Below are 12,188 nucleotides of genomic sequence, written 5' to 3'. Positions count from 1 at the left end.
TGCAAGCATCGGGGGGAATTACACCATCACCTCTCCCGGGCTCTCATAGGCGGAAGGTAGTAGGCCGATGTGCCGGCCTCGAAGGCCGATTTCCCTGCTGTTTCCGGTGCTTGCCGGAGAACGTGCAAACATTCCGCTCGCAATCGCAGCGCTTTTTGTGGTGGCGGCATTGATCGGGGGGCGCGGTGTTGATCCACGACAGGCTGTCGGCGGGCCCATCTCGGCTCGCGTCTTCGCCGGTGCGTCCGGGCCCACCGGCGAGGGCGGGCAACGGGGGGACGAAGGAGACCGGCGACCAGCTTCGCCAGCTGCAGAGCATGGGCCCTCGGCACAGACCGCGCCGAGATGCCAATCGTCGTTCCAGCGCCGCGAAGGCCGCCCCTCGAGGGGGCGGCCGGGCGCGATAGCGCTCTCGGTGTTATTTCGACATGCCGTCGCCGGACGACGTGCCCGATTTCTTGGCCGTCTTCTTCTTCGGCTTGCTCATCTTCATATCGTCGCCCGAGCTCATGGCGTCGCCGCTCTTCGCCGCCTGGCCGGTGGTCGTCATCGGCTTGTCGGCGGACTGGGCAAGGGCGGCCGACGAGACGAACGCAACAGCGGCGGTGGCGATGATCAGTTTACGCATGCAGAAAACCTCCGTGGATTTGGAAACGCGCGGGACCATAGGCGAATTCGATCCGCGGCGTTCTGACGCAGGAATCAGGAAAACGTGAGAGCTCCGCCCTGCAAAAGCCGCGTTGCGCCGTCCGCCCGGAAAGCAGCGGGCGCATTCTGTGACGAGTGCGTTGGACGCAGGGGGGGCATGCGATGATGAACCAAGCCAATGCAGCGGCGTGTGCTCGTCGCCTTGCCATACAACGCGGAGAGCCAGATGGTCTCCTCGGAACGACGGCTGCGCGACGAGGCTGGCCCGACGGTTCGAGGCGCGCCGATCTCGTTTCAGGCGTCGATCAAGGTTGATTAAGGTGACAGTGCACTTAATTTTCTGCGTCTCGGCATCGTCGCAGGAGCCATCACCCCTGATCGGTCCGTCGTAATAAATGCAGCGTCACCGTAATCCCCGCCGAGCGACCAACCAACGTCGTCGTCGTTCCCGATCTGGTGCGCGGCCCAGCGCCCGACCAAATCTGGGTCGTGGACATCGCCGAGGTCCACCTCGCCAAGGCGTTCGCCTATCTCGCCGTCATTCTCGACGCCTTCTCACGCGAGGCTGTCGGCCGGGCGTTTGAGAACACGCTCGATGCCTCGCTCGCCGTCGCCGCGCTCGACAACGCCTCCAGGCTCGAAATCCGAAGTCCGGCAGCCTGATCCATCACTCCGACCGGGGCGTGCAATACGCCTCGATCGCCTGTCGCCAGCGGCTTGCCGATCGCGAGGATCAGCGGTCGAAACAGTTGATCATTCCGATCGCTCGAACGCCGCATGGTCGGCCTGCGCCACCGGTGCAGCGAGCGCGATCAGGCTCAAGATCGCAAGCAAGCACCATATTCGGTGTTACGATGCACACTTCCGATGAAGTCAGCCAGCTTTGCTCATAACGTTGACCAGATCGGCGTCGGCCGGAGCATCCGCCGGCACCAGCGTGGCGGCTGTCGCGCGCTGTGTCCGCATCGGCTGAGCCACAGGGGCAACGCTTGCCCGGCCAACGACAATGTGCGCGGTGACGACCGCCGGAACTCCGAGCCCGAAGGCGATGTGGACAGTGCTGATCCACGGCCGAAGCGCTTCGGACCCGACGTAGTAGAGCCCGAACGCGGTCGCGATGAGCAGGCCGTACATCGCCAGGCTGACGATTCCGGTCGTCCTATTCTTCTTGGCGCGCCAGGCGCGCTGGACGTGCATGGGACCAAGTGCGCCGAGCAGCATCAGCGTGATCATCGCAGCTCCGCCATGCATGCTCAGAAGGAATGCGGCGGCCTGCTGCCATATCTCGGTGTCGATCTCCGTGTGGTTCTTCATCTGGTCGGCGTAGATCCAAAGCGCCCCGCTGGCGAACAGGAGCCCGAAGATTCCATAGAGTGCGAACCGAAACGCGCCTTTAAGCCGCATGTTGGAGAACTCCCTGCCAGTTCGATGTCGTGTGGATGTCGCCGTTGGTCGTAATCAGCATTGCGTTCGCCTGGAAGTGGGCCAGCGGCGCTGCAGCCCGCTCGCCTGCAACCATGACGACCTTGGTCAGCGCGTCGGCGACCATGCACGTTGGAGCGCGCACCGTTGCGCCGTAGACGCCGTGTGCCGGCCGCCGGGTCGTCGGCTCTATGACCGCCGTGTCGGTCGTATCCGCCGATCGGAACGGGTCAAAGCGGCGTGCGGACGTCGCCAGGGCCTCATTGCTCACTTCGACCTGGCAGAGCAGCCTGTCCGGGAATAGCGGATCTCGAATGTGGACGACGCGAGCGTCGGGTCCGAAGGTAGCGAGATCGCCACCTGCGTTCACCATGGCGGAGCGCACGCCGCAGCTCCGCAACGCCTCGAGCGCGCGGTCGACCGCGAACCCCTTGGCGATGCCGCCAAGGTCGATCTTTACGGCCGGGTGACCGAAACGGACCTGGTCGTCCGCGAGCAATTCGATCGCTGCGACGGTCGAAGTTCCGGTCTGCTGCAGAGGCGGTGCACCGGCAACGCCGATGTCGAAGGCGCCGTCCGATTGCTGCGCCACGTCCAGCGCCATCTTTAGCACGGCGTAGGTCCAGGGATGCACCATGACGGCGCAGCTCGACGCTTCACGATTCAGCCGCGACACGTCGCTGTCCGCATCGTGGAAGCTCATCAGCCGATGCACGTCGGCGACCGCGGAGAACGCCGCTTCGACGGCACTCTCCGCATCACGCCTGTTTGCGTCAGTGACGTCGATCTCGACGAATGTACCCAGCAGAGCCCGCGCTCGCCGAATGCTAGTGGAAGTGGCTGGCATGATACGTCAGCACCTTCTTCACGCCTTCGGTCAAGTGGGTCGACGACAGGGTCGCGCCCGAGATGTTGCGGATGTCGGAATTGATGCGAACCTCGTTCTGGCTGCTCTTGCCGACGAACTGGCCGAGCCAGCTGGCATCGTGCACCTCGCCGCCATAGGATTCCCGGTAGTTCAGAATGTCCACACGGCGCACGCGACCGTCGGCTCCGATAGCGACCGTATAGTCGATCAGAAGATGCTTGCCGACGACGTGGTCATAATAGATGTAGCCGCCGCTGCTCGCCTTCCACACCCGGCCGGCTTGAACCTCGGCGAAGCTGGCTCCCGGGAAAGCGGCCTTCTGGGCTTCCTCGACGCTCATATACTGCATGGCGTAGGCCGGCGAAGCGATCGACACGACGGCCGCAGCGGGTGCCGCCCATTTCAGCCAATCACTCATCTCGTCCACCTCAAAACTGCTTTCATGTCACGCCCTCCTTTGCGCATCGATCTTTCGTCTTGTCGGGACGCGGCGCGATGTCAGCAGTCCAACCGACGATATTACTTCCGCAAATCCGCACCAGGTACCGATCTGATCGTGTCCTTCCGACGTTCGCAATGCGCTTGCTGCAAACCATTACGATTGTCAGAGCTGAGATCGTAGTGTTCCGATTGCGGCGAATTACTGAGACGATGTTGGCGATTTGCCGGAGTGGCTGGGGAATAACGATGTTGCCGCCTGATCGAAGTATCGCAACGGCTACAGGCCGCGTCCGGACGCGTCATTTCAGTGACTTGCAAAGCGGCGTTCGCGGCAGCTTAGAATAATTCAAAAGTGTCGGCCGCGGTTCGAACGTCTCGTCGAAGGCGCGCCCGCGGCAACCGCCCTGGCGTGGTGGTGAACTAGCCTCGCCGGCGCCGCGATTGCGACGCCGGCCTCTCGATCTCACATCGGACCGTGCGTCGCGCTACCACGGCATCTGGTTCATGGCTTCCCATGCGGAGCCGCCATAAGGGGATGGCACCACCTTGATCTTGGCCATCATGCCCCCGTCCTCATGCTCGAGGATATGGCAGTGATAGACGAACTCGCCGACCTGCGAGAACGGGATATCGACCACCACGGGCTTCGACGTGCACTGCCCGCTTCGCCACTGCTCGATGCTGCAGACGCCGTTCTGGGCATCCATCACTTCCGGAACGTTCGGGGTCGCGACGCCGAGCGGGACGTTGTCCTGGAGCATGCCGCCGCCGATGCTCCTGTTCAGCGACACCGACAGCGGCGTGTTTTCAGCGGCCTTGGTGTTGATGGTCCTGAACCGGGTCTGGTGGATATGGAAGTTATGGTTCTCGGTTGAGAGCTGCACCAGCTCCCAGGTCTCGTGGACGGGGCGTTGTCCGGCCGCCAGCGGCAGGCAGACGATGTTCTGCGCAGGGTCGAACTGGCTCACCGGGAGCTGGGTGCCGGGTACCGGGTTGCCGTTCTGATCGACCTCCTCATAGCCGAGGCCGAAGGTGCCGTCGTCGTTCAGATCGGCGAGGCCGAAGAAGATCCGGCGGCGGTGTCCTGGAGGCAGCGGGCGGCAGCCGTCACGCAGCGGCGTGGCGCTCGCATACGGCACCTTGGCATCGAGGATGCCCGACGGCTGCATCGTCGCCAATGCGTCGCCCCTGATATCCATGGCGTAGGAGATGTGGTTGCGCCAGCCATGCTGGTTGAAGTGCACCTTGGCAAGATCGACCGCCGGCCACTGATCGCCGCTGCCCATCGTCAGTCCGGCCATCTTGAAGGTCGCGGACGCCGACCGACCCGGCGAGGCGATCGCGCCCGTCGCCGGATCGCGATAGGTGACGAAGACCTCGGCGCGCGAGCTCGGCATCATCACCATCTGGGTGACGCAAACCGGCTTGGAGTGAAAGCGCGAGATCGGCATCGGGGGACAGGGCACGACGCGGAAGCGTGCACCGCCGAGACGAACCATGGTGTCCATCGTGGTGTCCTGCGGCAGGTTCACGCTCACGCCGTCGACCGAGATGAGCTGCATGATCATCGGCTTCTGCGCCTCGTCATCGGTCAGCTGGAGATTGTAGGACAGGCTGCCGGAGGCGTTGGTGAGCCGCCAGACCTCGCCGTCCGGATCGGTCACCTTGATGGTCGGGAACGTCCGGCCATTGACCGTGAAGAACCAGTTGCCGCCGGCAAAATTGGAGCCTTCATCGGCAGAGTTGTCGACGCCCGGGCACGATCCTTGACGCACCTCGGAGCTGTCCGCCGGGAACTGCGCGCAGAAGCCCGGATCCTGCTGATTGATTACTTCACCGGGCTGCACGGCGACCGGGCCGCTATCGAACTGCACCGTGCCGCCGGGCGCGACCTGCATGTCCTTGAGGACCAGATGGCGAACGCTGGCGTCGGAGAACGGCGTATCTCTCGCGTCGCCATGCGCGTAGTCCGAGACTTCGCCGACCGAGATGATGCCCGCCAGGCCTTCAGAGACCTGGTTGAGCGAAAGCCCGTGGATATGCGGATGAAACCAGAATTGTCCCGACGGGTGGTTCCTCGGGATCTCGATCCGGTAGTCCGCATAGTTCATCTTGTTGGAGCCGTGCTGATGGGTCGTCTGCGGCACCGGCATGCCATTGGCGGAGTTGTAGATCTGCACGAAGACGTAGTCGCCGAAGGTCTGGTCGCTCAGCGTCGGAGCGCGCGGTTCGACGATGAGACCATGGGTATGCAGATTGGTCGGATTGCGAAACAGGTTGGCCTGGCCGGGATCGGTATTGTGATTGACCTTCGCCGGGTCAAGTTGCGGCAGCTGGTTCACCAGCCTGATCTTCAGTGTGTCGCCCTTCTGCAGTGCCAATCGCACGCCGCCGTAGTCCGACACCGCCGCGCCGGCCGGGCATTTGATGTCGTGGGCGGGCCGCGGGCAGATCTCGTAAACCCAGCCGGTCGGGTTCATGGGCGAGCCGCCCGGCGGGGTGTAGCTGATGGTCGAGACCGGCTTGGCCCGGGCGATCATCAACAGATCGAGGACGCCGTGCTTGCTCCTGAACACCGTCGGCTCGACCAGATCATGGGCGCGCGCGGCTGTGCCTGCGCAGGCCAGCCCCACCAGCACCGCGGCCGCGGATGTCAGTGATCGCAGTGTTGGCTTGTGCCCGACTAACATGCCTGATCCCCATTTGGCTCGGGTTAAACTCGGTACGAAACGATGCAGGCGCCACCGGCGCGGTGGTCGAGCTCGAACGATTCACCCGAGCCCATCAGTACACCGGCGCTCTCGCACCCTCGGCCTTCGTCGCTATGGATGTCGGATGTCTCCTTTGTGGCCGTTTCTTTCGTTTTGTGAGGATTGCAGTTAGTCCCTTAAGAATCGATCTAACAACAAGAACGGCCGTGTGCAGTGTGCGCGTGGCGCACGAGAGTCGACATAAAAACGACAACCATCTCTCGTACCTCACTTAGCAGCGGCTCTCGTCAGGCCGTGTAGGAGGCGTCACGAACATGCGCCGGAGCTGTTTGTGGGTGGCTCGCTCTGAGGAGACCGAAGGATGATGCTGCTTGCTGTTGTTCTCACGTTGGTCTGCAACGTGACCGGCATCTCCTGCACGACACCAACCGCCGAGATCATCCAGAAGGCCTATGAGCAGGAAGCGCCTTCATCCGGCGTGCGCCATGACAAGGGCCTCAAGATCGTGGAGGCGGCATGTGACAGCGGCAACGAGAGCGGACGCTTTCTGTGCCAGGTCTCGTTCGTGTCGGAGGACGATCCCGACAAGCGTCTGTATTTCGATATCGTCGCCGCCGCTCTCACGGACAAGGGATGGGTCCTGACGAGCGGATTGTGCAAGCGCTAGGGTCCGTCCGAGCGAAAGCTGCCGCGAGCTGAGATCCTGCGGGGACGCGCTGCGCGCAATGCCGGCGCCCGAAAGCGAGGGGCGCGCGCCGCGCTCGCTTCGGATCGTGCTCATCCTTACAATTGACGGCGTCCCGAGCGTGGGCGCTGATGCATCCGAAGCAGCCTGGATTCGGGCGACAGATAAGGCGTCCCCGCTTGAGCCAATGGCGGTGCCGTTTGTGTGAGCTGCGTGTCGGCGAAGCCGGTGCCGGCCGGGTTCGTCGGCTGGCTCGACGACGGTGCGAAGGAGAACACGGCGATGTCCTGGCCCTTCTGCAGCGTGACCGATCTCGCCCCGACCGTACGCAGTGTCCATCCTTGATAGTCAGCGCCCGTTCTGACCCGCAACGCCGTGTTGCTGCTCTGATCGAGGAAGACAGCCAGGCCGCCTGCGCCGTTCACGACGGTCCCGACCAGCGCGAGCTGCGGCCGTTCCGGCGGCGCCGGCTCCTGCACCGCCGGAGTCGCCACGGCGGCTGGCGGCTCAGCAGCGCTCGGCGGAGGCCGGCGCGACGGCGAGAAGATCGGGCGCTCCCGCGTTGCCGACAACTGCCCGAGCGGAATGCCCCACAACGGGTTGCCGGTTTGCGATTGCGTCCGCTGCGCGACCGGTGAGTCCTGCGCCCCTGCAGTCGGCCGCTCGGCGTCGGCCGCTCCCGAGATCTCGATCTCGGCCGGTCTGGCGATGCCGACGGCCGCAACAGTCGCCAGGACACAACAACAGCTGATGACGCAAAGCCGGGCGAGACTGCTCATTGCGGCCCCTGCCACTGTCCAGAAATCGTCATCAGAACGCGTAGTTGTTCGCTGGGTGTCGTCAAGGGCGAGCGCGCTTCGATGACCAGCTCGTCGACGAACAGACATGGCATCCCGGCCTCCAGGTCGTAAAGGATGGGCTGCAGGGCGGGCTGACCGACCTCGAAATTCGCGATGACGCTGATATGACCGTCCTTGGCGCGAGGCCCCTGCAAATCGAGCTGTGACGACGAAAGGCTGCCGCCGTGACGGGTCACCACGTCGCCGAGACGCTGCAGCAGCGCTGCTCCCGCCACCGTGACGGTAGAGCCTTCGAGAAAGGCCGGTCCCGCCATGCTGGCATCTCCACCGCTGTCCTGATGCGCCGCCGGCATGGCATGGGCGTCCAGCAGACGGAGTGTATCGGCGAGGGAGACCAGCTCGGCGCGCTGATCGAGCAAGCCTTTGATGGGCAGCGCCGTCGCCGCGATCAGCACGAGCAGCAGGCCGCCGTAGACGATGGCGGCGATCGAAGGTGGCGCGGGGCCGTCCGTGAGAAGCTTTGTGATCTTCATGTGCCGGGTCCAAGATGAGGTTTGATACCTGCTTCGATATGGAAGCGCTCGCCGGGGTCGTCAGCCGAGCGTGTCGTCGGCGCGAAGAACGTCGCGTGCGTGAAGTGCGCCGACTGCTCGATCAGCTTGACCAGCGCGGGCGCGTCCTGGGTCATGCCCGTGATTTGCAGCTTGTCCTTCTCGATCCGCAGCTCGGTCACATGGGTGTTGTCCGGAAGAATCTTTGACAGCGCCTCCAGCAGAATGACAGCCGCGGCCATCTCCTGCTTGCGGCGCATGAGACCGCTCAGCGCGGGATTATCGGAGCCTTCCGGATTGAGGCGCAGCGCTGCGCGCCGTTCCGAGATCTTGTGCGACAACAGGCCTTGTTGCTCCTCCAGCTTTCCGCCGATGATGCCCGTCATCGCAACAGACAGCGTCGCCGAGACCGCTGCGACCACCAGGACCGCCGCCAGGGCGCGGCTGACGCGGCCGACCTCGAGAGACCCGCGCAAGCGCCGCTCGGTGAGCTTCGTTCCGCCGGTAGCGCCGAGCTGGTCGTCGATTGTCGCCGGCGCAGCCTCGGGAGCTGCAAACAGGACAATCGATCCGGCGCTCCAGGACTCGGCAACGTGGATCAGTGGATCGAGCGTCGTCCTTGGCGCAGCGATCACCGTCGTAGCAATGCGTTCACCCGATATATCGACCGGGGCCGTGTAGCCGAACTCCGCCTCATTCGCTGTCCACGGCGTCAAGCGATCGAGCTGGGACCGTATCATGGCATCGAGAAACTCGACGGCGCGCTTCGGCAGATCCAGCGGCCGCGACAGGAAGCGGTACGGCATCAGCATGACTTCGATCCGGCTGCCGCGCACGGCGGCCTTCCAGCTGTCCGGAAGCGCGGGCCGACCCGCCTCATTGTCAGTCAGGACGATTTGCCAGCCGGGCGGCACCGATCGCCCGGATCTCGCGCTCATCCGCATGATGAAGACGTTGCGTTCGGTCTCGATCAACTGGATGGGCGGCTTGATATTGAGCCGACCCACCGTATCGACGACGGTATCGGCGACGGAGCCGATCCATGCCGCCAACTCACGGCGCAGCCTCGTTGACATCGTCATCACTGTGCCTTTCCTGATTGCCTGAGCGTCCCGGGGGCAACGACATCATCGCGCCAGGAGAGGACCCGATAAGGATCGTCACCATCGCCCAGCAGGATGACCGCCTCGGCTGCGGCTCGGTGACCGGCGTCGAAGCTGATCGTGATCCATACGCGCACGGCATCGGCGACCTCCAGTGTCGCTCCCGCGCGTGCCGGCCCCAGCGCCGAGGTCATCGATCTGACCTCACGGCGCAGGCCCGGCCGTTGCTCGAGGAAGCTCTTCAGCAGGTCCTGGGTCATCCCGGGAAGCGAGGCCACCACTTCGGGTGCGGCCTCCAACGCGTCGATCTCGCGCCGGCCGCTGAATATGGTCACGAAGGGCATCGCCCGGTCGACCAGTGCGGGCGGCAGATTGAGCACCAGCCGCAGTTCCTCGACACTTTCAAACGGCGCGGTGCGCGGCATGTGGTCCGCCCCCGCGGTCCGGTAGAGATCGCGCTCCACATCCGGAGCGGTCTCGGCCGCCGGCGTCCGCCAGCCGACGATCCGTTCGGCATACGCGCCGGCGTCGCCAGCACGTGCGCCGAGAACCTCGAACAGATGCGCCAGCATCTCCCTCGACGCATGGTTGAGGTCGATGCGGGCGGCTTCCGACCGGAATGCGACCGACACCCGTGCATGATCGAGCCGAAATGAAAAAGACCCGGCCGGAGCGCGCAGCGACTTTGCCGAGGATGACAGTTTGTAGGCCGTGAGCTCGAGGCTTGCGGAGACCAGCGCGGCGGATCGCAAACGATCATCCTCGAGCGACAGGCCCCGGGCGGTATTGACGAGATAGACGGACAGGATGCCTGCCAGTCCTGCCAGTGAGACCAGGATCCACAACGCAGCAACGAGGATGAAGCCGCCTTCCCGATCATCGGGCCGATGATCCCCGCCCATCATCGTTGCTCCGCTGGCGCGGAGGCACGCGCGGTGGTGACGTCGGTGAGCAGCGCCTGCTTGTCGCAGTTGTTGTCCGCGGAGCTGCATACGCTGTCTGCCGGCGCGGAGACATGGATGACTGCGATCCGTGAGATCGACAGCGCGCTCGGGCTTTGTGCGTCTCGCACCGTGACCAGTACGGCTACCGGCAGCCTCTCCGCGTTGCGCCACGACGGCTTCCACATCCGGTCGGCGCCCGCATAGGCGAACGACACGCGGTAGGGGGCCTGCAGCAGCACGACCGGATCGCCAAAATTTCGGGATGATGCGTCGCCGGGTGCGAATGTCGCGCGCGTTCGGGCCAACGCCACGCCATCGCCATCACCGGTTTCGGCGATGCGAACCATATCGAGGCCTCGGCCCCCATTCGGTCCCAGCGAAATCCGCGCAAGTATGATCGATGTGTCCGATCCGTCGAACAGAACGGACTTGGCCTGGCCATCTGGCCGGATGAATTCGGATGCCGCGATATCGGCGCTGATGCGGTCGAGCGCGACGCTCACGGACTCGCTGCGCTGGATGCGATGAAGGCCGCGATCCCAATTCGGCAACCATTGCGAAGTGATCGCAAGCAGCGTCGAGACCAGCAGCCCCATCAGCGCCATCGCCACGAGGGCTTCTATCAAGGTGAAGCCCGATTGAGCACTGTTGGGCCGCGTCGACATCACTCCGCCCGCCTTCGAAACAGCCGGACCGTCTCCAGCTCCATGGTCCCGCCCGATGGCGATCGAACCTGGAGCGTGATTCTTTGCGGCAGCCAGGCGGATGTATTCGCGGGCGCACCGACATCGATTGCGAATGGCTGCGCCTGCGCGCGCCAGAGATGGGCCATCGACTCTCCGGACTGCGCCGGAGATGCCGGCGGCAGACGGGATGGAAAGGCCAGCCACAGGACGTTGTAGGCGGCCTGAACCAGCGCGACGTGCTGCTCCAGTTTCCTGCTGCCGCGCGCCGAGGACCCCATGAGCGCACCTATGGTGACGAGCGACACCGCCACGACCGCAAGCGCGACCAGCGTCTCGATCAGGGTAAACCCGGCCGTTGCCTTATCGTCCAGAGAGACCAGCGTTCGGGACAACTTCGATCCTTCCAGTCAGCCAGTTGACGCGAATTTGGTAGCCTGCGTCGAGGTGGGTGAGCGTGATGGCCCCGCCGCAGGACATTCCAGACCCGAAGAAACTGATGGTCTCGAAAGCGGGCCTGTTATCGCAATTCCGCGGCAGCAGCGTCTCGAACCGCACATCATCGGGGAAACGAACGGCCTGCCCATTGGTGCCGGAGCGGATCGAACGCGCCTGCGTGTCAATTCGCGTCGTGACCTCGAGTCCTCGCCTGATCGCGGCATTTCGATCGGCCTTCAACAGTGCGGCGACCTCGACCGCGTAGGCCTCAAGACGCGGCCGCGAGGTCTGCCGCGGGATGGCGGGCAGCAACACGGCCGTCATCAGGGCGACGACGGCGAGCGCGCATACCACTTCGATCAGAGTAAAGCCGGCGTCGCAGCCGCCCCGGCGACACATCGTCATTTCGCGCCGATCGTGGTTGACGAGGAGATGTCGGCCGCGAGATCCGCGCCGCCTTCCTGCCCGTCTGATCCGTACGACACGATATCGTAGGGCGCGTGCTGTCCGGGCGATCGGTAGGCGTATGAGTGACTCCAGGGATCGTTGGGAACGTTTCCTCCCTTGAGATACGGTCCCGCCCAGCCCGGGATATTCGATGCCGGCCGGACCAGCGCAGCCAAGCCTTCCGATGTGGTCGGATAGCGACCAGTATCGAGGTAGAACAGATCGAGCGCGCTCGAAAAACTCTGAATTTGAATCCGGGCGGTCTTGACCCTTGATTCGTTCAAGTAGGACAGCACGCGCGGCCCGATCAGCCCCATGATCATGCCGATGATGGCAATGACGACGAGCATCTCGACCAGCGTGAAGCCGCGCTGACGGTCGTCGCGCACAATATGGGCCCGCCGCGCCGTGCCGCCGATCCCTGGCTGTTTCATCTGATGGTCTATC

15 protein-coding genes are annotated in these 12,188 nt (G+C 64.1%); 2 read left to right on the top strand and 13 right to left on the bottom strand.

Going from position 1 to position 12,188, the window contains the following annotated elements; genetic code table 11:
• Positions 1-418: 418 nt before the first annotated feature.
• Positions 419-628 (bottom strand): hypothetical protein, encoded by a 210-nt coding sequence (locus tag LQG66_RS16980; RefSeq protein WP_231327336.1) that lies wholly within the window; start codon positions 626-628, stop codon positions 419-421.
• 476 nt (positions 629-1,104) lie between these two features.
• Here LQG66_RS16980 and LQG66_RS16975 point away from each other — a divergent pair, with 476 nt between their 5' ends.
• Positions 1,105-1,311: a DDE-type integrase/transposase/recombinase gene (locus LQG66_RS16975; RefSeq protein WP_256460625.1), complete on the top strand. Its 207-nt coding sequence runs from the start codon at positions 1,105-1,107 to the stop codon at positions 1,309-1,311.
• A 210-nt stretch (positions 1,312-1,521) separates the two neighbouring features.
• On the opposite strand, the gene LQG66_RS16970 is transcribed toward LQG66_RS16975, so the two are convergent.
• The 4 genes from LQG66_RS16970 to LQG66_RS16955 all read right to left on the bottom strand — a co-directional run bounded on the left by LQG66_RS16970 (position 1,522) and on the right by LQG66_RS16955 (position 5,859).
• Positions 1,522-2,052 (bottom strand): hypothetical protein, encoded by a 531-nt coding sequence (locus LQG66_RS16970; RefSeq protein WP_231327334.1) that lies wholly within the window; start codon positions 2,050-2,052, stop codon positions 1,522-1,524.
• Positions 2,042-2,917 carry an FAD:protein FMN transferase gene (locus LQG66_RS16965; protein ID WP_231327333.1) on the bottom strand — a complete coding sequence of 292 codons (876 nt, stop codon included), beginning with the start codon at positions 2,915-2,917 and terminating at the stop codon, positions 2,042-2,044. Before LQG66_RS16965 ends, LQG66_RS16970 begins: the two co-directional genes overlap by 11 nt.
• Positions 2,898-3,356, bottom strand: a complete 459-nt coding sequence (locus LQG66_RS16960) for an FMN-binding protein (RefSeq protein ID WP_231327332.1) — start codon at positions 3,354-3,356, stop codon at positions 2,898-2,900. Before LQG66_RS16960 ends, LQG66_RS16965 begins: the two co-directional genes overlap by 20 nt.
• Before the next feature lie 508 nt (positions 3,357-3,864).
• Positions 3,865-5,859: a multicopper oxidase domain-containing protein gene (locus LQG66_RS16955; protein WP_345778962.1), complete on the bottom strand. Its 1,995-nt coding sequence runs from the start codon at positions 5,857-5,859 to the stop codon at positions 3,865-3,867.
• A gap of 592 nt (positions 5,860-6,451) precedes the next feature.
• Here LQG66_RS16955 and LQG66_RS16950 point away from each other — a divergent pair.
• Positions 6,452-6,757 carry a hypothetical protein gene (locus LQG66_RS16950; RefSeq protein ID WP_231327330.1) on the top strand — a complete coding sequence of 102 codons (306 nt, stop codon included), beginning with the start codon at positions 6,452-6,454 and terminating at the stop codon, positions 6,755-6,757.
• Positions 6,758-6,873: 116 nt separating this feature from the next.
• Here LQG66_RS16950 and LQG66_RS16945 read toward each other — a convergent pair whose 3' ends face one another.
• Genes LQG66_RS16945 through gspG form a run of 8 tightly spaced genes read right to left on the bottom strand, consistent with a single transcriptional unit; the run spans position 6,874 to position 12,175 of the window.
• Entirely contained in the window at positions 6,874-7,554 is a 681-nt protein-coding gene (locus LQG66_RS16945) for a hypothetical protein (protein WP_231327329.1), read from the bottom strand.
• Complete coding sequence (gspM, locus tag LQG66_RS16940) at positions 7,551-8,108, bottom strand: type II secretion system protein GspM (RefSeq protein ID WP_231327328.1); 558 nt, start codon at positions 8,106-8,108, stop codon at positions 7,551-7,553. Before gspM ends, LQG66_RS16945 begins: the two co-directional genes overlap by 4 nt.
• A complete protein-coding gene (locus LQG66_RS16935; protein WP_231327327.1) occupies positions 8,105-9,208 on the bottom strand; it encodes a PilN domain-containing protein in 1,104 nt (367 codons plus the stop codon). The genes gspM and LQG66_RS16935 overlap by 4 nt, the downstream gene beginning before the upstream one ends.
• On the bottom strand, positions 9,208-10,131 hold the full coding sequence (locus LQG66_RS16930; protein ID WP_231327826.1) for a type II secretion system minor pseudopilin: 924 nt from the start codon (positions 10,129-10,131) through the stop codon (positions 9,208-9,210). Before LQG66_RS16930 ends, LQG66_RS16935 begins: the two co-directional genes overlap by 1 nt.
• Entirely contained in the window at positions 10,131-10,838 is a 708-nt protein-coding gene (locus tag LQG66_RS16925) for a PulJ/GspJ family protein (protein WP_231327326.1), read from the bottom strand. Before LQG66_RS16925 ends, LQG66_RS16930 begins: the two co-directional genes overlap by 1 nt.
• Positions 10,838-11,251, bottom strand: a complete 414-nt coding sequence (locus LQG66_RS16920; RefSeq protein ID WP_231327325.1) for a prepilin-type N-terminal cleavage/methylation domain-containing protein — start codon at positions 11,249-11,251, stop codon at positions 10,838-10,840. The genes LQG66_RS16925 and LQG66_RS16920 overlap by 1 nt, the downstream gene beginning before the upstream one ends.
• A complete protein-coding gene (locus LQG66_RS16915; RefSeq protein ID WP_231327324.1) occupies positions 11,220-11,699 on the bottom strand; it encodes a GspH/FimT family pseudopilin in 480 nt (159 codons plus the stop codon). Before LQG66_RS16915 ends, LQG66_RS16920 begins: the two co-directional genes overlap by 32 nt.
• A complete protein-coding gene (gspG, locus tag LQG66_RS16910; protein WP_231327323.1) occupies positions 11,696-12,175 on the bottom strand; it encodes a type II secretion system major pseudopilin GspG in 480 nt (159 codons plus the stop codon). Before gspG ends, LQG66_RS16915 begins: the two co-directional genes overlap by 4 nt.
• Positions 12,176-12,188 lie beyond the last annotated feature (13 nt).

Origin of the sequence: Bradyrhizobium ontarionense, from assembly GCF_021088345.1 — a bacterium.
Lineage (GTDB): Bacteria > Pseudomonadota > Alphaproteobacteria > Rhizobiales > Xanthobacteraceae > Bradyrhizobium > Bradyrhizobium ontarionense.
This window is presented reverse-complemented; position numbering and strand designations above follow the sequence as displayed.